Origin of the sequence: Dactylosporangium darangshiense (genome assembly GCF_039537565.1) — a bacterium.
In the GTDB taxonomy this organism is placed as follows: domain Bacteria; phylum Actinomycetota; class Actinomycetes; order Mycobacteriales; family Micromonosporaceae; genus Dactylosporangium; species Dactylosporangium darangshiense.
The window spans coordinates 136,378-160,470 of sequence record NZ_BAABAT010000012.1 but is presented as its reverse complement, the minus strand read 5'-3'; the positions used below and the strand labels follow the sequence as shown (position 1 = coordinate 160,470).

General features: G+C 74.6%; 23 protein-coding genes and 1 pseudogene. 20 read left to right on the top strand and 4 right to left on the bottom strand.

Features of this window, described 5'->3' with window-relative positions; genetic code table 11:
* The first annotated feature begins 70 nt into the window (after positions 1–70).
* From ABD901_RS23395 to ABD901_RS23340, 12 genes and pseudogenes are all read left to right on the top strand, one after another.
* Entirely contained in the window at positions 71–568 is a 498-nt protein-coding gene (locus ABD901_RS23395) for a hypothetical protein (RefSeq protein WP_345129258.1), read from the top strand.
* Positions 565–1,794, top strand: a complete 1,230-nt coding sequence (locus ABD901_RS23390) for a beta-ketoacyl-[acyl-carrier-protein] synthase family protein (protein ID WP_345129257.1) — start codon at positions 565–567, stop codon at positions 1,792–1,794. The genes ABD901_RS23395 and ABD901_RS23390 overlap by 4 nt, the downstream gene beginning before the upstream one ends.
* A gap of 48 nt (positions 1,795–1,842) precedes the next feature.
* On the top strand, positions 1,843–2,949 hold the full coding sequence (gene hppD / locus ABD901_RS23385; RefSeq protein ID WP_345129256.1) for a 4-hydroxyphenylpyruvate dioxygenase: 1,107 nt from the start codon (positions 1,843–1,845) through the stop codon (positions 2,947–2,949).
* Positions 2,950–2,951: 2 nt separating this feature from the next.
* On the top strand, positions 2,952–3,863 hold the full coding sequence (locus tag ABD901_RS23380; protein WP_345129353.1) for a phytanoyl-CoA dioxygenase family protein: 912 nt from the start codon (positions 2,952–2,954) through the stop codon (positions 3,861–3,863).
* 16 nt (positions 3,864–3,879) lie between these two features.
* A complete protein-coding gene (locus ABD901_RS23375) occupies positions 3,880–4,680 on the top strand; it encodes a DUF3050 domain-containing protein (RefSeq protein ID WP_345129255.1) in 801 nt (266 codons plus the stop codon).
* A 10-nt stretch (positions 4,681–4,690) separates the two neighbouring features.
* Positions 4,691–5,653 (top strand): thiamine pyrophosphate-dependent dehydrogenase E1 component subunit alpha, encoded by a 963-nt coding sequence (locus tag ABD901_RS23370; protein ID WP_345129254.1) that lies wholly within the window; start codon positions 4,691–4,693, stop codon positions 5,651–5,653.
* 3 nt (positions 5,654–5,656) lie between these two features.
* A pseudogene (locus tag ABD901_RS23365) lies at positions 5,657–6,619 on the top strand (alpha-ketoacid dehydrogenase subunit beta); the annotation flags it as partial.
* Positions 6,620–6,780: 161 nt separating this feature from the next.
* Positions 6,781–8,412, top strand: coding sequence for a class I adenylate-forming enzyme family protein (locus ABD901_RS23360; RefSeq protein ID WP_345129253.1), 1,632 nt, complete (start codon positions 6,781–6,783; stop codon positions 8,410–8,412).
* Positions 8,405–9,799: a hypothetical protein gene (locus ABD901_RS23355; RefSeq protein WP_345129252.1), complete on the top strand. Its 1,395-nt coding sequence runs from the start codon at positions 8,405–8,407 to the stop codon at positions 9,797–9,799. Before ABD901_RS23360 ends, ABD901_RS23355 begins: the two co-directional genes overlap by 8 nt.
* The gene (locus tag ABD901_RS23350) at positions 9,796–10,719 is read left to right on the top strand and encodes a 3-oxoacyl-[acyl-carrier-protein] synthase III C-terminal domain-containing protein (protein ID WP_345129251.1); all 924 of its coding nucleotides are present in this window, start codon (positions 9,796–9,798) and stop codon (positions 10,717–10,719) included. Before ABD901_RS23355 ends, ABD901_RS23350 begins: the two co-directional genes overlap by 4 nt.
* Positions 10,720–10,743: 24 nt before the next feature.
* Positions 10,744–11,028, top strand: a complete 285-nt coding sequence (locus ABD901_RS23345) for an acyl carrier protein (RefSeq protein WP_345129250.1) — start codon at positions 10,744–10,746, stop codon at positions 11,026–11,028.
* Between the two features lie 2 nt (positions 11,029–11,030).
* The gene (locus tag ABD901_RS23340; protein WP_345129249.1) at positions 11,031–11,783 is read left to right on the top strand and encodes a 2-hydroxy-acid oxidase; all 753 of its coding nucleotides are present in this window, start codon (positions 11,031–11,033) and stop codon (positions 11,781–11,783) included.
* On the opposite strand, the gene ABD901_RS23335 is transcribed toward ABD901_RS23340, so the two are convergent.
* From ABD901_RS23335 to ABD901_RS23325, 3 genes are read right to left on the bottom strand one after another with little or no spacing between them, the layout of a single operon-like run.
* Positions 11,767–12,384 (bottom strand): 4'-phosphopantetheinyl transferase family protein, encoded by a 618-nt coding sequence (locus ABD901_RS23335; protein ID WP_345129248.1) that lies wholly within the window; start codon positions 12,382–12,384, stop codon positions 11,767–11,769. The two genes, ABD901_RS23340 and ABD901_RS23335, sit on opposite strands and share 17 nt — an antisense overlap.
* On the bottom strand, positions 12,381–13,652 hold the full coding sequence (locus ABD901_RS23330) for an aminotransferase-like domain-containing protein (protein WP_345129247.1): 1,272 nt from the start codon (positions 13,650–13,652) through the stop codon (positions 12,381–12,383). The genes ABD901_RS23335 and ABD901_RS23330 overlap by 4 nt, the downstream gene beginning before the upstream one ends.
* The gene (locus tag ABD901_RS23325; RefSeq protein ID WP_345129246.1) at positions 13,652–14,773 is read right to left on the bottom strand and encodes an alpha-hydroxy acid oxidase; all 1,122 of its coding nucleotides are present in this window, start codon (positions 14,771–14,773) and stop codon (positions 13,652–13,654) included. The genes ABD901_RS23330 and ABD901_RS23325 overlap by 1 nt, the downstream gene beginning before the upstream one ends.
* 49 nt (positions 14,774–14,822) lie before the next feature.
* On the opposite strand from ABD901_RS23325, the gene ABD901_RS23320 reads away from it, so the two are divergent.
* The 3 genes from ABD901_RS23320 to ABD901_RS23310 are packed head-to-tail and all read left to right on the top strand — an operon-like array spanning position 14,823 to position 18,199.
* Positions 14,823–15,494 carry a GDSL-type esterase/lipase family protein gene (locus ABD901_RS23320; protein ID WP_345129245.1) on the top strand — a complete coding sequence of 224 codons (672 nt, stop codon included), beginning with the start codon at positions 14,823–14,825 and terminating at the stop codon, positions 15,492–15,494.
* A 3-nt stretch (positions 15,495–15,497) separates the two neighbouring features.
* Complete coding sequence (locus ABD901_RS23315) at positions 15,498–16,433, top strand: alpha/beta hydrolase (RefSeq protein WP_425556712.1); 936 nt, start codon at positions 15,498–15,500, stop codon at positions 16,431–16,433.
* The gene (locus tag ABD901_RS23310; protein ID WP_345129243.1) at positions 16,430–18,199 is read left to right on the top strand and encodes an ABC transporter ATP-binding protein; all 1,770 of its coding nucleotides are present in this window, start codon (positions 16,430–16,432) and stop codon (positions 18,197–18,199) included. The genes ABD901_RS23315 and ABD901_RS23310 overlap by 4 nt, the downstream gene beginning before the upstream one ends.
* On the opposite strand, the gene ABD901_RS23305 is transcribed toward ABD901_RS23310, so the two are convergent.
* Positions 18,166–19,755, bottom strand: a complete 1,590-nt coding sequence (locus ABD901_RS23305) for a hypothetical protein (protein ID WP_345129242.1) — start codon at positions 19,753–19,755, stop codon at positions 18,166–18,168. The genes ABD901_RS23310 and ABD901_RS23305 overlap by 34 nt on opposite strands.
* A 4-nt stretch (positions 19,756–19,759) precedes the next feature.
* Between ABD901_RS23305 and ABD901_RS23300 the strand changes: the two genes are divergently transcribed.
* From ABD901_RS23300 to ABD901_RS23280, 5 genes are all read left to right on the top strand, one after another.
* On the top strand, positions 19,760–20,308 hold the full coding sequence (locus tag ABD901_RS23300; protein ID WP_345129241.1) for a hypothetical protein: 549 nt from the start codon (positions 19,760–19,762) through the stop codon (positions 20,306–20,308).
* A gap of 386 nt (positions 20,309–20,694) precedes the next feature.
* Positions 20,695–21,513, top strand: a complete 819-nt coding sequence (locus tag ABD901_RS23295) for a polysaccharide deacetylase family protein (RefSeq protein WP_345129240.1) — start codon at positions 20,695–20,697, stop codon at positions 21,511–21,513.
* 68 nt (positions 21,514–21,581) lie between these two features.
* Positions 21,582–22,571 (top strand): hypothetical protein, encoded by a 990-nt coding sequence (locus ABD901_RS23290; protein WP_345129239.1) that lies wholly within the window; start codon positions 21,582–21,584, stop codon positions 22,569–22,571.
* A gap of 92 nt (positions 22,572–22,663) precedes the next feature.
* Positions 22,664–23,227, top strand: a complete 564-nt coding sequence (locus ABD901_RS23285; protein WP_345129238.1) for a phosphonate degradation HD-domain oxygenase — start codon at positions 22,664–22,666, stop codon at positions 23,225–23,227.
* A 51-nt stretch (positions 23,228–23,278) separates the two neighbouring features.
* Positions 23,279–23,989, top strand: coding sequence for a methyltransferase domain-containing protein (locus ABD901_RS23280; protein ID WP_345129237.1), 711 nt, complete (start codon positions 23,279–23,281; stop codon positions 23,987–23,989).
* Positions 23,990–24,093 lie beyond the last annotated feature (104 nt).

The window sequence follows — 24,093 nt, the reverse complement described above, 5'->3', positions numbered from 1 at the left end:
GCGGAGTGGCCGCTCATCGTAAACACCGGTTCAGCTCATGCGGCGTACGGAGCGAAGCGGAGAATCCCGCATGAGCGGCTTAGGGTCACGCGCCACCGCCGCCGGGCTCGAGGTCCTGGCCGGGGCCACCTGGCCCGCGCACGGGGACGAAGCGGCGCCGCGCCTGGCCGGGTTCGTGCACTCTGACTTCAACCCCATCATCGCGGCCGTCGCCGGGCGCTGCCTCGCCGACCAGGCGGACGAGCCCGGGACCGGGATCGTGCTGGTCAGCGACCTCGGCGACGTCGACAGCGCCGCGCACGTCGCGCGGGCCGTCGACACCGGCGGCCGCGTCGGGCCGCTGTTCTTCTTCCAGTCGGTACCCAACGCCGTCCTCGGCCACGTCGCCGCCCGCCACGGGCTGCACGGCCCGGTCAGCTGCGTGTGCGACGCCGCCGCCGCGGTGGACGCCGCGCGCGGGCTGCTCGCCGACGGCGACGCGACGCGGGTCCTGCTCATCGAACTCGACCACGACGGGTCCGCCGCCACGGCGGCAGCGGTGCTCGTCGGGCACGGAGGCGCATCATGAACGCTCACGCGGCCGTCACCGGCATCGGGCTCGTCACGCCGGTCGGCGCGACCGGGGCCGAGGTCTTCGACGCGATGTGCGAGGGCCGCTCGGGGCTGTCCAGCCCGCCCGCCGACCACCCCCTGGCGGGATCGGTGGACGTCGCCGCGTTCGGGCCGCCGATCGACCCGCTGTCGGTGCTGCCGGGCCCCGACGCCCGCCTCGTCGACCGGTACATCGTGATGGCCCTGCGCGCCGCCGAGGACGCCCTCGCCGACGCCGGCATCGAGGCCGGCCGCGACGTCGACCCGTACCGCGTCGCGGTCATCGTGTCCGGCACCGGCGGCCTGGCCACCCTCGACGCGCAGGCCGTGCAGCGCGACAAGCGGGGCCGCGCCGGCGTCAGCCCGTACCTGCTGCCGGGGATGCTGCCGAACATGGGCGCGGCTCGCGTCGCGATGCGCCACGGCCTGCAGGGCTACAGCTCCTCCATCGGCACCGCCTGCGCGGCCGGCGCCCAGTCCATCGGCGAGGGCCTGCGCCTGCTGCGCTCCGGCGAGGCCGACGTCGTGGTGTGCGGGTGCAGCGAGGCGCCGCTGTTCCCGACCCTGGCCGACACGTTCGGCAACGCCCGCGCCCTGGCCCGCGGCTGGGCCGACCCGAGCCAGGCGAGCCGCCCGTTCGACCGGCGCCGCAACGGCCTGGTGCTCGGCGAGGGCGCCGGGGTGTTCGTCCTGGAGCGGCCCGAGCACGCCGCCGCCCGCGGCGCGACCCGCCACGCCGACCTGCTCGGCTGGGGCGCGACCAACGACGCGCACCACCCGACGACGCCCCGGCCGGACGGCTCGGCCGCGGCCGAGTGCATGCGCCGGGCCGTCGCCGACGCCGGCCTGACCCCGTCCGACATCGGCTACGTCAACGCGCACGGCACCTCGACGAAGCTCGGCGACGTCGCCGAGTCGCTCGCCATCCGCGCCGTGTTCGGCCCTGCCGGTCCCCCGGTCAGCTCCACCAAGGGCGTCACCGGGCACATGCTCGGCGCCTCCGGGGTGGCCGAGGCCGCGGTGACGGTGGAGGCGCTGCGCCGCGGGGTGCTGCCGCCGACGCACAACCTCGACGAGCCCGACCCGGCCTGCGACCTGGATCACCTGCGCACGCCCCGACCGGCGCCGGTGTCCTACGCCCTGTCGAACTCCTTCGGCTTCGGCGGGCACAACGTGAGCCTCGTCTTCGGGCCTCCGGCCTAGAACAGCAAGGCCTAGGAATCACAAACCCGAAAGGGAAGCAGGCACAACATGCAAATCCTCGACACGGACCACATCGAGCTGTACGTCGGCGACGCGCGCGCCGCCGCCGAGCAGCTGTGCGCCTCCTACGGCTTCCACGTCTACGGGCACGGCGGCCCGGAGACCGGCCTCGCCGGCCAGCGCAGCGTGCTGCTGGGCCAGCGCGACATCCGGGTGCTGCTCACCTCCGGCCTCAGCAGCGGGCACCGGGCCAGCCGCTACGCCGCGCAGCACGGCGACGGCGTCGCGATCGTCGCGTTCGGCTGCACCGACGCCGAGGCCGCCTTCGCCGCGGCCGTCGCCGGCGGCGCGGAACCGATCCAGGCGCCCCGGCGCATCGAGCACGGCGGCTCGGCCGTCGTGGTCGCGGAGGTGTCCGGCTTCGGCGACGTGACGCACCGGCTGGTGCAGCGCGAGGCCGGCGGCACGGGCACGGCGTTCCTGCCGGGGCTGCTGGACGAGTCGATGGCGCCGGACGCGCCGGTCGAGGCGGACCTGCTGCACGCGATCGACCACGCCGCCGTGTGCCTGCCGGCGGGCGAGCTCGACACGACCGTCGCCTACTACGAGCGGGCGTTCGGCTTCGAGATGATCTTCCAGGAGTACATCGAGGTCGGCGAGCAGGGCATGCAGTCCAAGGTGGTGCAGAGCCCGTCCGGCGGGGTGACCTTCACGCTCATCCAGCCCGACATCAGCCGCCGCGCCGGGCAGATCGACGACTTCCTCGCCTGGCACGAGGGCGCCGGTGTGCAGCACATCGCGTTGCGCACCCACGACATCGTCGCCGCCGTGCGGGCCCTCGGCGCGCGGGGCGTCGAATTCGCGCAGACCCCGGGCAGCTACTACGACATGCTCGCGGCGCGCCTCGGCGAGGTGGACGTGCCCGTTGCCGACCTGCGGCCGCTGGGCATCCTCGTCGACCGCGACCACTGGGGTCAGATGTACCAGATCTTCGCGAAGTCGACGCACATCCGGCGCACGTACTTCAACGAGCTCATCGACCGCCACGGCGCGCGGACGTTCGGCACGAGCAACATCCCCGCGCTGTACGCGGCGAAGGAGCGCGAGCTGGCGGCGGTGCGCGACATCACGCTCTCGGAAGGAACAGCACTGTGACCATCTCGGTGACCGAGGAGTTCGCCCTGTCGGAGGAGGAGCGCGCGCTGCTGCCCACCGACGAGGAGGTGGAGCGGTACGCGCGCGACGGGTGGTACCTCACCCGGAAGCTCTTCACCGACGAGGAGGTCGACGAGCTGACCGCGGCCAGCGAGCGGTTCTACGCCGGCGAGCGTTCGAGGGCCTTACCCGTGCGCCCGCCGCGGCTGGCCTACTGGGAGCCGGCCGACGGCCCGGTGCAGCGGCACAACGACTACATCCACTACGAGAGCGACGGCATCGCGCGCATCCTGCGCAAGCCGATCCTCGGCGCGGTCGCGGCCCGCCTCGCGCGGGCGGCGGAGATCCGCATCTTCCAGTCCACGCTCATCTACAAGCCGCCGATCGCCGGCGAGCCGTCCAACCTGGTGCCGTGGCACTTCGACCGCCACTACTGGCAGTCCTGCAGCTCCGAGGACATGCTCACCGCGTTCATCCCGTTCCACGACTGCGGCGTGGAGATGGGCACGATCACGATGGTCGACGGCAGCCACCGCTGGGAGGAGATCGGCGCCGACGACTCCACGACGCGGCACTTCGCCGAGCGCGACAACAACGACCTGGAGCGGATGCTCGAGCGCAACGCGGCCTACAACCACGCCGAGGTCCGCAAGGTGCCCATGCTCATTCCCAAGGGGCACATGAGCTTCCACCACTGCCGCACGTACCACGGCAGCGGCGCCAATGTCAGCGGCCGCCCCCGCCGGGCGATCTCGTTCCACCTGCAGCCGGGTGCAAACGAGTACCGCGCCTTCCACCTCACCAACGGCGACGTCGTGACCTACAACCACGACGTGCTGGTCCGCCGTACCGATGACGGCCGACCGGACTATGCGGACCCAGAGTTCTGCCCGGTCCTGTGGCGGAACGCTTAGCAGTCAAGGAGCACACATGTCCCGCTACGACTGGGGCCGGCGCCACCCCGGCATCGACCGGCTCGAGGAGCTCATCGCGAGCGCGCGCACCGAGGTCGTCACCCATCCCATCTATGCGCGGCTGGACAGCCTGCCGGCCGTGCGCACGTTCCTCGAGCACCACGTCTTCGCCGTGTGGGACTTCATGTCGCTGCTCAAGTCGTTGCAGCGCAACCTCACGTGCGTCGAGGTGCCCTGGGTCCCGACCGGCCCGACCGGCAGCCGCCGGCTCATCAACGACATCGTGCTGGTCGAGGAGAGCGACGAGCTGCGCGGCGGCTTCATCAGCCACTTCGAGCTCTACCTCGAGGGCATGACCGAGGCCGGCGCCGACCGCAGCGTCATCGACGGCTTCATCGAGCTGCTGCGGGCCGGCACGCCGGTCCCGGCCGCGATGGAGCGGGCCGGCGTGCCGGCGGCGGCGGCCGAGTTCGTCGAGCTCACCTGGCACCTCATCGACACCGCGCCGATCCACTGCCAGGCCGCCGCGTTCGCCTTCGGCCGCGAGGACCTCATCCCGGACATGTTCCAGCAGGTCGTCAAGGTCAACGAGCAGGTCGGGCAGCTGGACACGTTCGTGGACTACCTGGCCCGGCACATCGAGGTCGACGGCGAGGAGCACACGCCGATGGCCATGCAGATGGTCACCGACCTGTGCGGCGACGACGAGACGAAGTGGGACGACTGCGCCGAGACCATCAACCTCGCGCTCGCGGCCCGGGCGCGGCTGTGGAGCGGCATCCTCGCCAAGATCGAAGCATCCGTCCTGACGGCTTAGGAGCTGGTACGTGACTGACGCCGCCGGACTGTATCGGACGGTCCGCCTCATCCGCCGCTTCGAGGAGCGGGCCATCGAGCTCGTCCGCGACGGCACGATCGTGGGCGGCATCCACCCGTACCTCGGGCAGGAGGCCATCGCCGCGGGGACCTGCGCCGCGCTGCGGCCCGGCGACGTCATCACCAGCACGCACCGCGGCCACGGCCACGTGCTGGCCAAGGGCGCCGACCCGGCCCGCATGATGGCCGAGCTCGCCGGCCGGGACACGGGCCTCAACCGGGGCCGCGGCGGCTCCATGCACGCCGCCGACTTCTCCCTGGGCATCCTCGGCGCCAACGCGATCGTCGGCGCGGCCGTGCCGATCGCGACCGGCGCCGCGTGGGCGGCCCGCCGCGCCGGGCTGGACCGCGTCGCCGTCACCTACTTCGGCGACGGCGCGATCAGCCAGGGCGTGGTGCTGGAGGCGTTCAACCTGGCCGCGCTGTGGCGGCTCCCGGTCGTGTTCGTGTGCGAGAACAACGGCTTCGCCACGACCACCCGGTTCGCCGACGCGCAGGCCGGCACCGTCGCGGGCCGTGCGGCGGCCTTCGGCATCCCGGCGTCCACGGTGGACGGTTCGGATCCGCAAGTAGTACTCCACGAGGCGCGCACGGCCGTCGAACGCGCCCGGTCCGGGGGCGGGCCGTCCCTCGTGGAATGCCTGGCCTACCGGTTCGACGCCCACCACACCTGGGAGCACGCGGCCCGGCCGCGCTACCGCACCGACGAGGAGGTGGCCGCGGGCATGGCCCGGGACCCTGTGGAGATCCAGGGCGCGCGGCTCGCGCCGGACGAGCGCGAGCGCATCGACGCCGAGCTCGAGTCGCTGCTGGAGCTCGCCGTGCGCTTCGCGCGGCAGAGCCCGCACCCCGACCCGGCCGGCGCGCTCGAGCACCTCTACGCCGACGGCCTGCGGGCCCGGGCCGGGGTGTGAGCGATGCCGATCCTGTCCTACCTCAAGGCGCTCAACCGGGCCATCGCCGCGGAGATGGAGCGCGACCCCGCCGTGTGCGTGTTCGGCGAGGACGTGCGCGTCGCCGTGAGCAACGTGACCACCGGCCTGGTGAAGAAGTTCGGGCCCGAACGGGTCGTGGACATGCCGATCTCCGAGCAGGCGTTCACGAGCTTCGCCACCGGCGCGGCGCTGTCCGGGCAGCGGCCGCTGATCGAGTTCCAGATCCCGGCGCTGCTGTTCCTGGCCTTCGAGCAGATCGCCAACCAGGCGCACAAGTTCTCGCTCATGACTGGCGGGCAGGCGACGGTGCCGGTCACCTACCTGCTGCCCAGCTCCGGCTCGCGCGGCGGGTGGGCCGGGCAGCACTCCGACCACCCGTACAGCCTCTTCGCACACGTCGGGGTGAAGACCGTCGTGCCGTCGACCCCCGCCGATGCCTACGGCCTGCTGGTCTCGGCGATCCGCGACGACGACCCGGTCGTGGTGTTCGCGCCGGCCGGCGCCGTCGGGGTGCGCGCCGACGTCGACCTCGCCGCGCTCGAGCCCATACCGCTCGGCGTCGGCCGGGTGCACCGCCGCGGCGAGGACGTCACCGTGGTCGCGATCGGCCACCTCGTCCACGACGCGCTCGCCGTCGCCGAGGAGCTCGACGGCACCGTGTCCGTCGAGGTCTTCGACCCGCGGACGCTGCACCCCTTCGACTGGGCGGGCCTGGCCGCGTCATTGGAGCGCACCGGCCGCCTGGTCGTTGTCGACGACTCGAACCGCAGCTGCGGCATGGCCGGGGAGATCCTCGCCTCGGCCGCCGAGGGCATGCGCCTGGTCGCGCCGCCGCGGCGGGTCACCCGGCCCGACGGGGCCGTGCTGCCGTTCGCCCGCGAGCTCGACCTGGCGCTGCAACCGAGCCGGGCCCAGATCCGGGCCGCGATCGAGGACGTCGCGAAGCTCGACCTCGCGCTGCGGCCCGAGGCCCAGAACCGGGCCGCGATCGACGACGTCGCGAAGCTCGACCTCGCGCTGCGGCCCGAGGCCCAGAACCGGGCCGCGATCGACGACGTCGCGAAGCTCACCGAGACCTGACCAGGACCGAGACCGAGGAGACACCCATGGCGTCCACGAACATCCGCGCGGCGCTGGCCGCGGACCCGAGCGTCGGCGCGGGCAACGTGCTGCACAAGCTCATCGAGCACGGCGCGCCGCTGGACGGGCCCGGCATGGCCTTCGACACGCCCGTCGACGGCTTCCCGGCGTGGCACGGGCTGACGCTCGGCGAGCTGTACACCCGCGCCGCCGCCCGGGCCGCCTGGCTGCGCGCCGCCGGCATCGGCCGCCGCGACCCGGTCGCCGTCTACGTGAGCACCGCGGCCGACTGCTTCCTCAACTGGATGGGGCTCACCTGGCTCGGCGCGATCCCGGCGCTGATGAACCCGAACATCCCCGGCGAGATCGCCGCCGAGTACATCCGCAAGCTGCGCGGCGTCGCCCTGCTCACCGACGCCGAGCACCGCGAGCGCCTCGACGGGCAGGACCTCGGCGGCATCGCCGTGCACGACGTCGCCGAGACCGGCACCGGCGACCCGGCCTCGGCGCCGGTCGCGTTCCGCCACCACCCGGACGACCCGATCGCCATCACGCACTCCTCCGGCACCACCCGGATGCCGACCGCGGTCGTGCATTCGCACGCGAGCCTCTTCCACGCCACCCGCCGGATCCGGCTCAGCGGCCCGCGCGCGCAGGGCACCGAGCGCATCCTCAGCGCCCTGCCCGCGCCGCACGCGGCCGGCATCATGACCATCAACCACGCCCTGAGCAACCGCTCGGATTTGCTGTTCCTGTCGCGGCAGGACGACGGCGCCGCGGTGCTGTCGTCGATCGAGCGGTGGAAGCCCACCGGCGTGTTCGGCTTCGCGGTCACCTGGGCGGAGCTGGCCCGCTACGACCTCGACGCACACGAGCTGGAGTCGGTGTCGCTGTGGTTCAACACCGGCGACTGCGCGCACGAGCCGCACATCCGGCACCTGGTCAACGCCGGCAGCCGCAACGTGGTGACCCGCGAGGGCGTCACCCGGGTCAAGGGCAGCAGCTTCGTCGACGGGCTCGGCTCCACCGAGATGGGCCACTCCGCCTTCCACATCACGCACCGCAGCGATACCGAGCGCTACGGCCGCTGCGTCGGCGTGCCGCACGTCTTCGCCGACGTGGCGCTGCTGGACACCGAGACGGGCACCGAGGTGCCGGTCGGGCGGGTCGGGCACTTCGGGCTGAAGGCGCCGACCCTGGCGCCGGGCTACTGGAACGACCACGTCAACACCTACCGCAACCGGCTGGCCGGCTACTACCTCACCGGCGACCTGATGTACCGCGACGAGGAGGGCTACTACTACCACGTCGACCGGGCCGTGGACTCGATCGACCTCGGCGGCGGCGAGTGGCTCTACACCGCCATGTCGGAGGAGCGCATCCTGCGCGCCGTGCCGGACGTGCGCGACTGCACCGTGGTGTCGGCCCGCACCGCCGACGGCCGGGTCGTCACCGACGTGCTGCTGTCCCTGCACGCCGGGGCCGACCCGTCGTTCGACCACACCGAGGAGGTGCGCGGCGCGCTCACCCCGGCGGCCGGCGCGACGCTGCGGCGGGTCGTGGTCTTCCCCGACGACGACCTGGTGGTCGGCCCGACTGGCAAGGTGCGCAAGTTCCTCATGCGCCAGCGCCACCTCGCCGAGATGGCCAATGCCTGACGTGCAGGCGCCCGCGCCGCCCGCCGGCCCCGCCCTGCGCGTCCCGGTGCGCTTCGCCGGGACCGGGGCGGGGCTCGGCGAGCTGTCCTGGGGCCAGCGCGAGATCTGGCTGACGATCCTGCGGCAGCGCTCCTGGCTGCCGATCGGCGGCTGGTCGCGGCTGGCGCCGGGCACCACGGTCGCCGACGTGGCCGGCGAGCTGCGTTGGATCATGCGCCGGTACCCCACGATGCGCACCCGCCTGCGCTTCGCCGCTGACGGCAGGTCCGGGTCGGACCGCGCGAAGCTATCCGAACCAGACTTGCCGCCCGGCGAGGCGCTGCAGAGCGTCGCCGCCACCGGCACGATCGCGCTGGACGTCTACGACTGCCCCGACGACGCCGACCCGGAGGCGTTCGTCGTCGCCCTGGACGCCCGCGACCGGGCCCGCCCCTACGACTTCGTCGAGGAGTGGCCGGTGCGCATGGCCGTGGTCCGCCACCGCGGCGCGCCCACGCACCTGTCCACGGTGATGACGCATCTGGTCACCGACGGCCTCGGCGGCCGCATCTTCCTGGCCGAGGTCGCCGACCGGGCCGCCGCGCCGGCCGATACGGGGACCCCGCCGCTGGAGCAGGCACGATGGCAGGGCTCGCCGGCCGGGCAGCGGCAGAACGCCTCGGCGCTGCGGCACTGGGAGCGGACCCTGCGCCGGCAGCCCGCGCCGCCGGCGCCGTCCACGGTGGACGGTCCGCGCCACTACCGCGGCGAGCTGCGCGCCCGGGCGCTGCCGCTCGCGCTGCACGTACTGTCGGAGCGGGCCGACGCCGACTCCTCGCAGGTGCTCATGACCCTGCTGGCCCTGGCGTCCGCGACCGAGGACGCGCCGGCCGTGCTGCGGCCGATGGTGAGCAACCGCTTCCGTCGCGGCCTCGAGCGCGTCGTGGCGATGGTCGCGCAGCGCGGCATCTGCGCCGCCGACGTCGCCGGGGTGCCCTTCGCCGAGGCGCTGCGGCGGGTCGGCGCCGCCGCGATGGCCGCCTACAAGTACGCATACGTCGACCCCGCCGACGCCATAGCGCTCGCCGGGCGGCTCGGCGCCGACCCCGAGGCCGGGGTGTGGTTCAACGACCGGCGCGTGGCCACCCGGCAGGGCTTCGCCGGCGCGGTACCGACGGCGGACGACCTGCGGGCCGCGCCGGCCTCGGACTTCCGGTGGACGGTCGCGCAGGACGACCCGTTCGACCCGCTCAGCGTCGACGTGGACGACGCGGCCGGCGGCTTCCTGCTCACCGTCTTCACCGACGCGGGCCGGCTCGCCCCCGCCGGCGCCGAGGCGCTGGTGCGGCGCGTGGAGGCACTGGGTGTACAAGAGGCGATCCGGCTTTTGGAAAGTGAGCAGTCATGACCGCTTTGGCCGCCGTGGGCACGTTCGTGCCCGCCGACCGGGTGACCATCGAGTCGTACGCCGAGGCGTTCGACCTGACGCCGATGCAGGTGCGGGTGTTCCGCCGCTACCACAAGCTCGGCACGGCGGCGCGCTCCACCGAGTCGCTGGCCGGCCTGCTGGGCCTGGCCCTGGCCGACCTCGCGCTCACCGCCGAGCAGGCCGCGCGGGTGCGGTACGTGCTCTACGCGCGCACCTTCCCGGTTGTCGTGCCCTACCCGCACAACCCGCTGCACGACGCGCTCGCCGCCGCCGGGCTCGGCCACGCGCAGGCGTTCGCGGTCGGGCAGCAGGCGTGCGCGTCCGGGCTGCTGGCGATCGACCTCGCCGGGCGGCTGGTGCGGGCCGACGGCGACGGCGCCCTCGCCGTGGTGCTCACCGGCGAGAAGACGTTCACCGGCGAGGCCCGGTTCGTGGTGGAGACCTCGATGTTCGGCGAGGGCGCCGCGGCGTGCCTCGTCGCGGCGTCCGGCGACCGGGACCGGCTGCTGTCCTACGTGGTGCGGCTGCGCGGCGAGTTCGACGGCGACCACGACGAGGTGGCCTCGGAGTACCAGCGCATCTACCACGACGCGCTCGGCGAGGCGGTCACCGCCGCGGTCGCCAAGGCCGGGCTGGGCCTCGACGACGTCGCGGTGATCCTGCCGCACAACGTGAACGAGATGGCGTGGCAGCGCACCTGCAAGCGCATCGGGTATCCGCTCGACCGGGTGCTGCTCGAGCACGTCGCCGACTACGGCCACGTGTTCTGCGCCGACGCGTTCATCAACCACCGAACCGCGGTCGAGCGCGGGCTGCTGCGCCCCGGCGACCGCTACGTGATCGCCGCCGCGGGGGCGGGGCGCGGCGCCACGTTCTCCGCCATGGTCTTCGAGCACTGACACCGCTACTGCCGGAGGAACACCTTGTCCGACACCGCCACCGTCGATCCCGCGCTGCGCGAGCACGTCGTGGAGACGATCTGCGCCCTGCTACCCCGCGTGCTCAAGCGTGAGGTGCCCGACGCCTCGGAGAGCACCACGCTCATGGACGACCTCGGGATGAGCTCCACCACCGGCCTGGAGCTGGTGCTGGAGCTCGAGGACCGCCTCGAGCGCGAGATCAGCGTCGAGGACCTCGGCCGCGACGACTTCGAGACGGTCGGCACCCTCGCGGCCTACGTCGCCGGCAACCTCCTGGACGAGGAGTGACGGTGCCGTGGGGGCTGCGCCGCGCGGAGGCGCGGCGCTTCTCCGGCCCGGCCGAGCAGGCCGCCGACGCTGTGCACGCCGCACGGCTGGCGACCTACCTGAGCGACCTGCTCGAGCCCTACGGCGCCGCGCTCGCCGGTGACATGGGCGACGGGCACTCGTACGGCGAGATGGCCGCGGCGCTGCTGCCCGCCGAGCCGGTGGACGCCCTGGTGCTCGCCTACGACATCCCGGACATCGCGCCCGGGCGGGCGACGGCGACGTACCTGAGCCACCTGTGCCCGGGCGGGCCGATGGCGTTCGCGGTGTCGGACCAGGGCCGCGCGGGCGCGCACACGGCGCTGCGGCTGCTGCTGGACTACGCCCGCGGCGGCACGCACGAGCGTGGGCTGCTGATCGTGGCCGAGCAGGGTTCGCTGCCCTACGACCCGGGCGTGCCGGTCGAGGTGCCGGCCGCGCACTGCGCCGTCGCCGTGCACCTCGGACCGTCCACGTTGGAGGCCGCCGTGCCGCGGATCGTGCGCGGCGCCGGCCTCGCCGACGTGCCGGGGCTGCTCGGCGACGTCGGGCCGGCGACCGTGGTGCTCGGCGGGCACCTTGCCGGCGTGGACGTGAAGGCGGACGCCGTGGTGCTCGCCGACCCGGCGCAGCCGATGACGGGCGTCTGGGAGGCACTCGCAACGGTGGACGGGCCGGTGGTGCTCGCCGACTACGACCCGGCGCTGCGGTACCTGTGCATCAGTGCATTCGGATGACGAACGGTTCCGGGCCCGCGAGCGCGACCGCGGCCCGGAACCCGTCCGGGGCCGGCAGGTCGGCGACGGCATAGGCGACGCCGGCGTGCTCGACCGGCGGCGGCGGGTCGCCGGCCACGGGCAGGGCGAGGCCGCGGGTGAGCCGGTCGCCGGCCGCCTTCACCACGGCCTCCTTGCGCGCCCACAGCCGGGCGAACTCCCCCGGCCCGAGCGCCTCGACGAGGCCGGCCTCGGCGGGCGGGAACCAGCGGCGGGCCATCGCGGCGAAGTCCAGGCCGGGCACCAGGTCCTGCAGGTCGGCGCCGACGTCGCGGGCGTGCGCGACGGCGACGAGCGCATAGTCGCCGGCGTGCGACAGGTTGAACCGCAGCGGCTCGCCCTCGACGGCCGGCTTGCCGTTGGGGCCGCGGGTCCAGCGGGGCTCGGCGCCGCCCAGCCGCTCGCGCACGATCCGCTGCAGCGCGGCGTGCGCGGCGGCGAAGCGGCGGCGATCGCCGGGGTCGCGCAGCGCCGCACATCGGGCCCGCTCGCCGGCGGACAGCCACCGCTCGTCGAACGGCTCGCGGGCGTCGACCAGCCAGGCGTCGACGATCGCGCTCACCGCAGCAGCAGGCCCGCCAGGCGGCGCACGCCATCGTCGATGCGCTCCGGCTCGATGGCGCTGCACGACAGGCGGATGGCGCGCTCGCCGCCGCCGCCGATGTAGAAGAAGCGCATCGGGGTCCACAGCACGCCGTGCTCGCGGGCGGAGGTCTCCAGCAGCTCCTCGCTCGCGTCGGCCGGGACGTCGACGACGACGAAGAAGCCGCCGCTGGGGCTGTTCCAGCGCACCGGGGTGCCGGCGAAGTACCGCTGCAGCGACGACAGCAGCGTCGCCAGATTGTGCCGGTAGAACGCGATCTTCGCCTGGTTGGCGGTGCGCAGGCTGAACCCGGAGTCGATGAGCATGCCGCCGACGACGGCCTGCGACAGCGCCGAGGTGTTGACGGTCAGCATGCTCTTGACCGTGGACAGCTCCTCGGCGAGCAGGGTGTGCCGGCCGGCGGCGTCGACGACGGGCTGGTCGGCGACGAGGTAACCGACACGGGCGCCGGGGAAGTACGACTTGGCGAACGAGCCGAGGTAGATGACCCGCTGGTCGGCGTCGAGGGACTTGAGCGTCGGGCGGGGCTCGTCGTCGAGGCCGAACAGGCCGTAGGGGTCGTCCTCGAGGATCAGCAGGTCCTCCTGCGCCGCGGCGGCCAGCAGCGCGCGGCGCACGGGAACCGGCAGCGACACCCCGGACGGGTTGGCGAAGTTCGGCACGAGGTACAGCGCGCGCGGACGCTTGCCGCGGGCCCGGGCGGCGGCCGCGACCTCGCGGACCGTCTCGGGGCGCAGCCCGTCGTCGGACTCGGGCACGCCGACGACCTCGACGCCGAGGATGCGCGCGGCGCCGGTCAGCCCGACGTAGCAGGGCTCGGCGGCGAGCACGACGTCGTCGGGCCCGGCGCACAGGCCGCGCAGCGCGATGACCATCGCCTCCTGGCACCCGGTGGTGACCATGACCGCGGCCGCCGGGACCTGGATGTTCTCGTCGACGTCGAGCATGCGGGCGATGAGGTCGCCGATGTGGCCGTTGGTGCGGCCGTACTGCGTGAGTAGCGCCCGGCTGTGCGCCGGGCTCAGGCCGCGTTCGCGCAGGTGGGTGAGGTACACCTGGATGTGCTTGTCGATGTCGGTGACCGAGTGGAACTCGTCGAACGGGCGCCCGGCGGCCAGGGAGATCGCGGCCGGGAACCGCGAGGCGATCTCGTTGAGGAAGTTCATCGACGCCGAGACCGGGTCGACCACCGACACGTGCAGCTCGTCGCGTGACAGCGTCACCATCAGGCATCGCCTCCAGCCAGCGATGTCGGGCGCAGCGCGGTGCGGTCCAGGTCGGGCAGCGCCGCCCGCCCGGCCAGCACCATGGCGTGCGCCAGCTCCTCGGTCGCGGTGCGCAGCACCCCCGCGACGCCGTCGGCGCCGCCGGCGGCCAGCCCCCACAGCGGCGGGCGGCCCAGCAGCACCATCCGCGCGCCGAGCGCGAGCGCGGCCAGGGCGTCGGCGCCGCGGCGCACGCCGCCGTCGAAGAGCACCGGGCAGGCGCCGCCGACCGCGTCGGCGACCTCGGCGAGGGCGTCGAGGCTCGCGACGGCGCCGTCGAGCTGCCGGCCGCCGTGGTTGGACACCACGATCGCGTCGGCGCCGTGCGCGACGGCCAGCGCCGCGTCCTCGGCGGTCAGGATGCCCTTGAGCACCAGCGGCAGCCGGGTGCAGTCGCGCAGCCAGGCGAGGTCGGCCCAGCTCAGCGACGGGTCGAACGAGCCGGCGGTGTGCCGGGCGAGCGCGGAGCCGCCCTCGTCGCGGCGGTGGGCCTCGGCCATCACGGCGGGCTCGATGTTGACCGCGGCGACGTCGCCGCCGATCGCGAAGCCGTTGCGCATGTCCCGCCAGCGCCGGCCCATCCGGGGCACGTCGACGGTGAGCATGATCGCGCCGTAGCCGGACCGCTCGGCCCGCTCGGCGAGGTCGCGCATCACGTCGCGGCGCCGCAGCCAGTACAGCTGCAGCCACAGCCCGCTGGAGGCCGCCGCGGCGATGTCCTCGATCGTGCGGCTGGCGAACATGCCCACGACGAACAGCGCGCCGGCCCGGCCCGCGCCCCGCGCCGTGGCCACCTCGCCCTCAGCGTCGACGAGCCGGTGGTAGGCGGTCGGCGCGATCCCGATCGGGGTGGCGTAGGCCGTGCCGAACAGTGAGACGGTGGTGTCGGCATCCGGGACGCCGGCGAGCACGCGCGGGCGCAGCCGGACCCGGTCGAAGGCGCGCAGGTTGGCGGCGAGGGTGCGCTCGTCCTCGGCGCCGCCCTCGATGAAGTCCCACACGTCGGACCCGACGAGGCGTTGCGCGCTGCGGCGGTAGTCCGATGCGGTGAGGAGGGGAGTCCCGGTCTGCAGTTGTGTCACCGCCGGGCCCTCATAGGCGTTAGCCTATCGGTACCCCGCCCGCTCCCGCATGAGCCGAAAGGCCGACGTGGCACCGGAATATGCGTCGCAGCGACCCCGAGGCGCCGTGCTGGACGGCCATCCGTGGCGCCGCTTCGCCGTGCTCGGCGACAGCGTGGTGGAACAGCCGGGCGGGTTCGCCGACATCGTGCGCGACGAGCTCGCGGCCGCGGCGCGGGGCCTCGAGCACCGCAACCTGGGCCGGCGCAACCTGCGCGCGGCGGAGGTGCTCGCGGTGCAACTTTCACCCGCGCTCGCCTTCGCCCCCGACCTCGCGCTGGTCGTCTGCGGCGCAAACGACGCGATGCGGCCGGGCTACGAGGCCCGGGCCGGCGAGGTCGACGCCGCGATGGCCGCGATCGTGCGCCCGCTGCAGGCCGCCGGGGCCTGCGTGATCACGGTTTCCGTGTTCGTAATGCGGGAGTACCCCCGGATGCCGGCCTGGTTGGGGGCCGGTTTTGCCCGCCGCATGGCATGCTTGGCGGAGCGCACCAACGCTCTGGCCGCCGCCCTCGGCACGGTCCACGTCGACCTGTCCGAGCACCCCGCGATCGCCCGCGGGGACGTCCTCACCGGCGAGGACGGGCTGCACGGCAACGTGCACAGCCATAGGATCGCTGCAGCGGCCGTCCTCGAGCGGCTCGCCGCACTGCGATGGGCCGCACCGCCAGGGGGGAAGTGATCGATGCCGCTCGACCCGCAGGTCCAGGAAATGCGCGATCGCAAGGAGCGCGACGGGGTCGCCCCGCTCTACACGATGACCCTCGACGCGGCGCGGGCCGCCGACCTCGCCTCGATCCGGGCCGCCGGCGGCAGCCCCGAGAAGGTGCACGAGGTCACCGACCACTGGCTCGAGGGCCCCGGCGGCCGGCTGGCGCTGCGCGTCTACCGGCCCAACGCCGATCCCGGCCTGCCGGTGCTCATGTACTTCTTCGGCGGCGGCTGGGTCCTCGGCACGATCGACACCGCCGACGGCATCGCCCGCAGCCTGGCCAACGCCGCCGGCTGCATCGTGGCGGTGCCCGGCTACCGGCTCGCGCCCGAGCACCCGTTCCCGGCCGCGATCGAGGACTGCTGGGCCGCCACCGAGTGGGTCGTGGCGAACGCGGAGGCGCTCGGCGCCGACCCGTCCCGGATCGCGGTCGGCGGCGACAGCGCCGGCGGCAACCTCGCCGCCTCCCTGACCCTCATGGCCGCCGAGGCGGGCGGCCCCCGGCTCGCCGGCCAGCTGCTGGTCTACCCCAACACCGACCAGACCGCCGACGACGAGTCGATGCGCACCAACGACGACCCGTACCTGTTCAACCACCACTCGGTCGCCTGGTACCGCTCGCACTACTTCACCGACCCCGACGACGCCTACAACCCCCTCGCCTCCCCGCTGCAGGCGGAGTCCCTCGCCGGGCTGCCGCCCGCGCTGGTCATCACCGCCGAGTACGACCCGCTGCGCGACCAGGGCGAGCGCTACGCCGCCCGCCTCGCGCACGACGGCGTCCCGGTCGCCGCGACCCGCTACGAGGGCATGATCCACGGGTTCTTCGCCATGTCGGGCACCCTCGAGGCCGGCAAGGTCGCCCTCGCGCAGGCCGCCAAGCAGCTGCGGATCTGGTTCTTCGGGTGAGCCCGGCGCTCGCCGCCGTGTCCGAGGGCGTGCGGCTGTGCCGGCGCGCGGCGCCTCGGCTGACGTTGGTGGCGGTTGCGGTACCGCTGCTGCAGTCGGCCCTGCTCGGGGCCCAGCTGCTGGTCCTGCGCAACTTCGCCGGGGCGCTGCTGAGCGCGCCCGCCGACCGCGGCGCGCTGCTCGCGGCCCTGGCCGCGCCGGCCCTGCTCATCGTCGCGACCCTGGTCGCCCTCGCCGTGCTCGACAACGCGCAGACGATCGTGCGGGAGCTGCTCACCGAGCGGGTGCGCCAGGACGCCGCCCGGCGCATGCACGCCGCCATCGCCGCCCTCGACCTCGTCGACTTCGACTACCCCGAGACACACGACCGCGTCCTGCGCGCCTCGACGACCGACTTCCGCCCCGCCCAGGTCGTGCGGGCCCTGACCACCCTGGCCGCGATGCTGCTGCGCGGCGCGGTCCTCGCCGCGTTCGTGGTGACGCTGGTGCCGCTGCTGCTGCCGCTCCTGCTGGTCCCCGCCGTGCCCGTGCTGCTCGTGGCGCGGGCCCTGGCCGGCGACCGCCACCGGCTGACCAACCGGCTCACGCCCCTGGAGCGCCGCCGCCTGTACTTCAACCGCCTGCTCACCGCCCGGGAGCCCGCCGCCGAGGTGCGCGCCTTCGGACTCGGCGCCTACCTGGCCGCGCGCTTCGACGAGCTGTCCCGCGCCCGCGAGACCGAGCTGCGCGCGCTGCTGCGCCGCCAGTGGCGCCGCATGCTGCTGGGCCAGGCCGCCTTCGCGCTCGCCGTGGCCGGCGTGCTGGCGGTCCTGGCCTGGCTGTTCGCCTCGGGCCGGGCCGACGGCGCCGCGCTGATCGCCGCGGGCGTCGGCGTGGCGCAGATCGCCGCGCTGGTCGGCGCCCTGGGCTACCCGGTCGGCGAGCTGTCGGAGGCGGCCCTGTTCCTCGGCGACCAGCGGGCCTTCCTGGAATCCGGCAGGGTTGCGCCGACACATCACGATGTACCGGTTGAACCCCTGAAACGCCTGGATTTTGACCGGGTCTCGTTCCGCTACCCGACGCGTGACGAGGCGGCCGTCGAACGCGTCAGCCTCACCGTCGAGGGCGGGCAGATCGTCGCGTTCGTCGGCGCGAACGGGTCCGGCAAGACCACCCTGGCCAAGCTCGCCGGCGCGCTGTTCGAGCCGACCGACGGCGCCGTGCGCTGGAACGGCACGGACCTGCGCGAGCTCGACCGCGACGAGGTCCGGGCGCGGATCGGGATCGTGTTCCAGGACTTCCAGACCTACGCGGACACGGTCGAGGCCAACGTCGCCCTCCTGCCGGGCGCGGACCCGGAGCGGGTCGCCGAGGCGCTGGCCGGCGCCGGGTTCGCCGAGGGCGAGCTGGACCCCGGGCGGCTCATCGGGCCCGAGCACGAGGGCGGCACGGCGCTGTCCGGCGGGCAGGAGCAGCGGCTGGCGATCGCGCGGGCGATGTACCGCGGGGCCGACCTGCTGATCCTCGACGAGCCCACGTCGTCGCTGGACGCGCGGGCCGAGCACGGGCTGCTCGCGCACCTGCGGCGGGCGGGCCGCACCACGATCCTGGTCTCGCACCGGCTGGCCAACGTCGCCGAGGCCGACCGCATCTTCGTCCTCGACGGCGGGCGCGTCATCGAGGAGGGCGACCACCGCGCGCTGATGGCGGCCGGCGGGGTGTACCACGAGCTGTACACCCTGCAGGCGGCCCTCTACTCCGACGGGTTCTCGTTCGGCCCCTCCTGAGCCAGGCGCCCCAGGACCGTCGCCCGGTGCCCGCGCCACGTCTCGGCCCGGATCTCGTCGCCGAGGCGGCGGAACTCGTCCTCGGCCGCGCCGAACGCCGCCTGCGCCGCGTCGAGGTCGCCGCGGCGCTCCGCGACGACGCCGAGCCCGGCCCGGGCCGAGGCCGCGCCCGAGGCGACCCCGATCTCGCTGAAGATGCGCAGCATGGCGGCGAACGCGGCCTCGGCGTCGTCGTAGCGGCCGGCGTCGGCGGCGACCCAGCCGGCGTCCTGGTGGCAGTACCCGAGCAGGTAGCGGTCGCCGATGCGCCGCGCGAGGGCGGAGGCCTCGGCGGCGAGGCGCCGCGCCGCCTCGACGTCGCCGGCGGCCCGGTGCGCGCCGGACAGGCAGACCAGCACCCAGCCGCGGCGGCTGTTCTCCGCGTCGGCGGGCAGCAGGTCCAGGGCCCGCTCCAGCAGGGGCACGGTGAGGTGGTGGCGGTCGCCGACGTTGTACAGCACGCCGAGCGCCGCGCGCACCTCCACCTCCTCGTTGACCTCGCCGAGCTCGGCGAACAGCTCGAGGGCCCGCTGCAGCGCCGCCTCCGACTCGGCGAAGCGGTCCAGGTCGCGCAGCGCCTCGCCGTGGCGCCGGGCCGTCTGGGCGATCTCCCACCGGTCGCCGGCCGCCTCCGCGACGGCGAGGGCCTCGACCGCGAGCGGGAGGGCGCGCTGGACCTCGCCGAGGTACGTGTACGAATGCGACACCCAGCGCAGCGCCCGGGCGCGGCGCCGCCCGCTCTCCCCCGCCGTCGCCTCGGCCTGTGCCCGCCACGCCGCCAGCCGGTCGAACGGGTCCTCCTGGCGCGGCCCGGCCGCGTCGACCAGCGCGATCACGTCCTCGCGCAGCCCCGCGTCGAGCCCCTCGCGCAGCACGGCCGGCAGCCCGGCGAGGTCGGCCGCGGCCGGTCCGGGCAGTGCCGCGAGGTGGCGCATCAGGCGGGCGGCCGTGTCCGCGCCCTCGCCGGCGTCGCGCAGCGTCTCCGCGGCGAAGAGCCGGAGCAGATCATGGAGCCGGTACCGGTCCGGCTCCGGCGAGTCGACGAGGTACGCGTCGGCGAGCCGCTCCAGCGCCGCCGTCGCCTCGGCCGGCGGCAACCCGGCCCGGGCCGCGGCGGCGTCCGGGCCGAACGACTGGGCTGGGTGGGAGCCGGCGCGGCGGAAAACGAGCCGGTCGGCCTCGGGCAGCCCGTCGTAGGCGGCCCGGAACGTCGCGCGCACCGCCAGGTCGCCCTGGCGCAGCTCGTCGAGGCGGCCGCGCTCGCCGGCCAGGCGGGCGGCCAGCTGCGACGGCGTCCAGCCGGCCCGGGCGCGCAGCCGGCCGCCGACGATCCGCACCGCCAGGGGCAGCCCGCCGCACGCCGCGACCAGCGCGCGGGCGCCGTCCGGGTCGGCGGCGACCCGCTCGGCGCCGGCGGCGTCGGCGAGCAGCTCCAGCCCGGCGTCGTCGTCGTCGGGCGCGCCGAGGCCCACCAGGCGGGCGCCGGGCAGCTCGGCCAGCGCCGAGCGGCTGGTCACGATCGTGGCGCAGCGGGCGCCCCCCGGGCAGCAGCGGCGCGACCTGCGCGGCGTTGCGGGCGTCGTCGAGGACCACGAGGACCGCCCGGTCGGCGACCGCGGAGCGGAACCGGGCGGCGAGCTCGTCGGCGTCGCCGCGGCGCTGCTCGGCGGGCACGCCCAGGGCGGCGAGGAAGCGGCCGAGCACCGCCTCGGGCCGCGCCGGCTCGGCCGACCCGCCGAGGAGGGCGGCGTGCAGCTGGCCGTCCGCGTACCGCGATCGCACGTCGTGCGCGACCCGCAACGCGAGGGCCGTCTTCCCGGCGCCGGGCGCGGCGGCGAGCACGACGACGGCGCCGGGGCGCGCGGCGAGCCGCCCGACCTCGTCGCGCGCCTCGTCCCGCCCGAACAGCTCCGCCGCCGCCGGCAACTCCGCCGGCACCGCGCGCAGCGGCTCCGGCACGGCACGCTGCGGATCCGTGAGCGCACGCTGCGGCACCCCGGGCGCCGCGTCCGCCGGCTCCGGCGCCAGGTCGTGGGCCGGCGGCGCGGTGACGGCGTGAACGGGCGGTGACGGTGCGTCGGCGATGCGCTGCTGCCACACGGCGAGCCCGATGCCGACCAGGCCGAGCACGCCGACCGCGGGCCAGGCCAGCCACGACACGGAGCCGAGCCGGCCGGGCAGCGTGCCTCCTGTGGCGACATTCACAGCGACCGCGAGCAGCACCGAGAACAGCCCGGACGTCACCGCGAGCAGCATGCCGATCTGACCGCGTCGCACGCGCGCCAGGGTATCGACGCCAGCCGCATCGGTGTGCAACGCATCGGCGCGCCACGGCGTCTGCACAATGGTGAGCGCCCGCCCGGGCCAGTCGCGAACCTGGACAATACGTGGAAAGGTGCGACATGGCGCGCGAGCGCCCGCGCACGAGCCAACTGCCGAGGAACTGCGGAGGAACGTTGAACAGCCTGTCCCGCCGCCGCCTCATCCAGGCCGGGATCGCCGCGACCGGCGCCGCCCTGATCGCCGGGGACTCGGCGGACCGCGCCCAGCCACCGGTGTCGGCGGCCCTGGCGCCGCCCGGGCTGGCGCCGGGGTCGCCGTCGCCGAGCGCGGCGCCCAGCCTCAGCCCGTCGCCGAGCCCGATGGAGCCGCTGGCGCGGCCGGTGTTCACGTTGTCCGACTACCGCAAGATCGTGCCCGGACCGGCGTTCCCCGACAACGCGGTGGCGCTGACCATCGACGACGGCCCGCACCCGGCCTGGACGCCGCAGGTGCTGCGCCTGCTGGAGCGCTACAACGTCCCGGCGCTGTTCTGCCTCATCGGCAACCAGGTGCTCGGCCACGAGAACGTCGCGCGCAGCATCGTCGAGGCCGGGCACCAGGTCGCCAACCACACGTGGAGCCACCCGGCGGCGATCGCCGGCATGCCGGCGGACCGGGTGCAGCAGGAGATCGACCGCGCGCAGGAGAAGATCCACGACACCACGGGGCATACGCCGAGCATCTTCCGGTCGCCGGGCGGCGCGGTCTCGCCGACCGTGTTCGCGGCCGCCGCGAAGGCGCGGATGGTCCCGATGAACTGGAGCGACGACCCGCGGGACTGGACCCGCCCGGGCGTGCAGGCCATCACCAACCGGCTGCTGGCCGCCCGCCCGGGGCAGATCCTGTTGTGCCACGACGGCGGCGGCGACCGTTCGCAGACGTGCACGGCCCTGCGCACCGTGCTCCCGGCCCTGCAGGCGCGCGGTCTGCAGTTCGTCGTCCTGGCCGGGTGACATTTGTACCGGCCGATTGCGTACACACGAAGCTACGGCCGGTCAGCGTGTGAGAGCACGCTGCGGGTATGCGAAAACACGCCGTTGCGCTGTTCTTCCTCGCGCCGCTGATCGCGGAGTTCCTGCTCGGCGACTTCGGCCTCAACGCGCTGTACGCGCTGCTGATCCTCGCCCCGATGTACGGCGGCGGGGCGATCCTGGTGCGCGAGCTGTCCCGCCGGGCCGGCCGCGGCTGGCCGGCGATGCTGACCCTCGCGCTCGCCTACGGCGTGCTCGAGGAGGGCCTCGTCACGCAGTCGCTGTTCAACCCCAACTACGCCGGGCTGCACCTGTTGCAGCACTGGTTCGTGCCGGCGCTGGGCATCTCGGTGCCGTGGACGCTCACCGTGCTGGCCATCCACACCGTCTGGAGCATCGGCGTGCCGATCGCGCTGATGGAGAACCTGGCGCCGGCCGAGGCCAGGACCGCGCCGTGGCTGCGCACGCCCGGGCTCGTCGTGGCCGCGGTGCTGTACGTGCTCGGCTCGCTGCTCACCGTCGTCGGCACGCTGAGCAACGACCACTTCGTCGCGCCGTGGCCGCGGCTGGCCGGCGCCGCCGTCATCGCCGTCGCGCTCATCGTGCTCGCGTTCCGGTGGCCGCGCCGGGCAGGTCAGCTGCCCGGCCGCGTGCCGGCGCCGGCGCTGGTCCTGGTGCTCACCCTCGTCGCCGGCGGCCTGCTGCGCCTGCCTGACGCCGTGCCGACCTGGGTCAACGTGGGGCTGATGGTGGCGGCGTTCGCCGCGACGACGGTCGCGGTGCTGCACTGGTCGCGGCGGGCGGAGTGGGGCGCCGGGCACCGCCTGGCGCTCGCCGCCGGTGCGACGCTGACGTACGCCTGGCGCTCGTTCTTCATGACGCCGTTCGCGGGCGACGGCCCCGTCATCACGCCCGTGAGCCACGTGGTGTTCGCGTTGCTCGCGCTGCTGCTGCTGTACGTCGAGATGCGCAGCCTGCGCACCAAGGCGCCCGAGGCTGCGCATCCCGGCGAGGCACTCGCCGACCTCCGCAGTCGATAGGGCGGTACGGGGGCCGGCAGCCCCGACCTTCGTGGTTGCCGGGCCCCCACCTGTTCAAACCTGGTTCACCCGCGACGGTAAGGATCGGGCACATGACTGAAGACCCGATCGACGAACTGCGGCTGCTCTTCGAGGGCGAGGGAGCGCGCGACTACCTCGGCGAGCCCGTCACCCAGGCCCAGCACATGCTGCAGGCGGCCGCCCTCGCCGCAGCGGCCGGCGCGCCCGACGCGCTCGTCGCCGCCGCGCTGCTGCACGACATCGGGCACTTCCACGGCGTCGTCAGCGGCGCGGAGCTCATGCGGGGCACCGACAACCGCCACAGCGACACCGGCGCCGACTGGCTCGCGCGGTGGTTCGGCCCGGCGGTCTGCGAGCCGGTCCGGCTGCACGTCGCCGCCAAGCGCTACCTGTGCGCGGTCGAGCCCGGCTACCACGACCGGCTCTCCGAGGCCTCCCGCTACACGCTGGGCGTGCAGGGCGGGCCGATGTCGGCGGAGCAGGCCGGCCGGTTCGCCGCACTTCCCTATGCCGCCGACGCCGTGGCCCTGCGGCGCTGGGACGAGCAGGCCAAGGATCCTTCGGCGGACGTGCCGGGCTTCCCGCGGTACCACAGCCTGCTCTCGGGTCTGGTGCAGAGCGCAGTGTCGGATTGACGATCCGTTTCCGGGCCGACACGCCGGGTCGACCTGCATGAGACTGGCGGGATGGCCGACGATGTCGCAGGCAACCCCTACGCCGATCTGATCACGGCCAACCCCGAGATCCAGCGGGTCCGCGAGGTCGCGTTCGCCGCCCTGCACCTCGAGCCCGGGCAGCGGATCCTCGACGCCGGCGCGGGCGGCGGCGAGGTGGCCCGGCTCCTGGCCGCCCGGCTCGGCGGCACCGGCGAGGTCATCGCGCTGGACTACCGCGAGGGCGACGTGACGGCCCTGGGTTTCCCCGACGGGTACTTCGACGCGGTGCGTTGCGAGCGCGTCCTGCAGCACCTCGGCGAGCCTGACGCCGCCGTCGCCGAGTTGACCCGCGTGACCCGCCCGGGCGGGCGGGTGTGCCTGGTCGACACCGACTGGGAGTCGGTCGCCGTCGACGGCCTGCCCGAGCACCTCGTCGCCGCCGAGCGCCGCCACCTGCTCGCCACCGTCGTGCGCCGGCACCTCGACATGGGCCGCACGCTGCGCCGCCGGCTCGTGCACGCCGGCCTGCGCGAGGTCACCGCGGTGCCGGTGGCGCTGTACTTCGCCGACCCCGTCTCCGCCGCGACGGTGCTGCCAATGATGAACGCCGCGGTGCCGCGCGAGGCCGGCCTCATCCCGCCGGACCTACGCGAGCAGTGGTTCGCCGCGCTGCGCGAGGCCGGCGAGCGCGGCGACTTCCTCGCCACGCTCACCATGTGGGTCGCCGCCGCGACCGTCTGACCTGGCCTAAAGCGTTCATCAACATCGGCCGGCAGAGCACCCGATCGGCTTACGGGCACACCGCCGCGGGTCTTGAGGGGGTTTGGGTGGAGCGAAGCTCCCCC

What these genes read in the sequence shown, in the direction of transcription:
- ABD901_RS23395 (WP_345129258.1), top strand. Translation starts at nt 71, where the DNA reads ATGAGCGGCTTAGGGTCACGCGCCACCGCCGCCGGGCTCGAGGTCCTG.
- ABD901_RS23390 (WP_345129257.1), top strand. Translation starts at nt 565, where the DNA reads ATGAACGCTCACGCGGCCGTCACCGGCATCGGGCTCGTCACGCCGGTC.
- hppD (WP_345129256.1), top strand. Translation starts at nt 1,843, where the DNA reads ATGCAAATCCTCGACACGGACCACATCGAGCTGTACGTCGGCGACGCG.
- ABD901_RS23375 (WP_345129255.1), top strand. Translation starts at nt 3,880, where the DNA reads ATGTCCCGCTACGACTGGGGCCGGCGCCACCCCGGCATCGACCGGCTC.
- ABD901_RS23360 (WP_345129253.1), top strand. Translation starts at nt 6,781, where the DNA reads ATGGCGTCCACGAACATCCGCGCGGCGCTGGCCGCGGACCCGAGCGTC.
- ABD901_RS23355 (WP_345129252.1), top strand. Translation starts at nt 8,405, where the DNA reads ATGCCTGACGTGCAGGCGCCCGCGCCGCCCGCCGGCCCCGCCCTGCGC.
- ABD901_RS23350 (WP_345129251.1), top strand. Translation starts at nt 9,796, where the DNA reads ATGACCGCTTTGGCCGCCGTGGGCACGTTCGTGCCCGCCGACCGGGTG.
- ABD901_RS23330 (WP_345129247.1), bottom strand. Translation starts at nt 13,652, where the DNA reads ATGGTGACGCTGTCACGCGACGAGCTGCACGTGTCGGTGGTCGACCCG.
- ABD901_RS23320 (WP_345129245.1), top strand. Translation starts at nt 14,823, where the DNA reads ATGAGCCGAAAGGCCGACGTGGCACCGGAATATGCGTCGCAGCGACCC.
- ABD901_RS23315 (WP_425556712.1), top strand. Translation starts at nt 15,498, where the DNA reads ATGCCGCTCGACCCGCAGGTCCAGGAAATGCGCGATCGCAAGGAGCGC.
- ABD901_RS23290 (WP_345129239.1), top strand. Translation starts at nt 21,582, where the DNA reads ATGCGAAAACACGCCGTTGCGCTGTTCTTCCTCGCGCCGCTGATCGCG.
- ABD901_RS23285 (WP_345129238.1), top strand. Translation starts at nt 22,664, where the DNA reads ATGACTGAAGACCCGATCGACGAACTGCGGCTGCTCTTCGAGGGCGAG.
- ABD901_RS23280 (WP_345129237.1), top strand. Translation starts at nt 23,279, where the DNA reads ATGGCCGACGATGTCGCAGGCAACCCCTACGCCGATCTGATCACGGCC.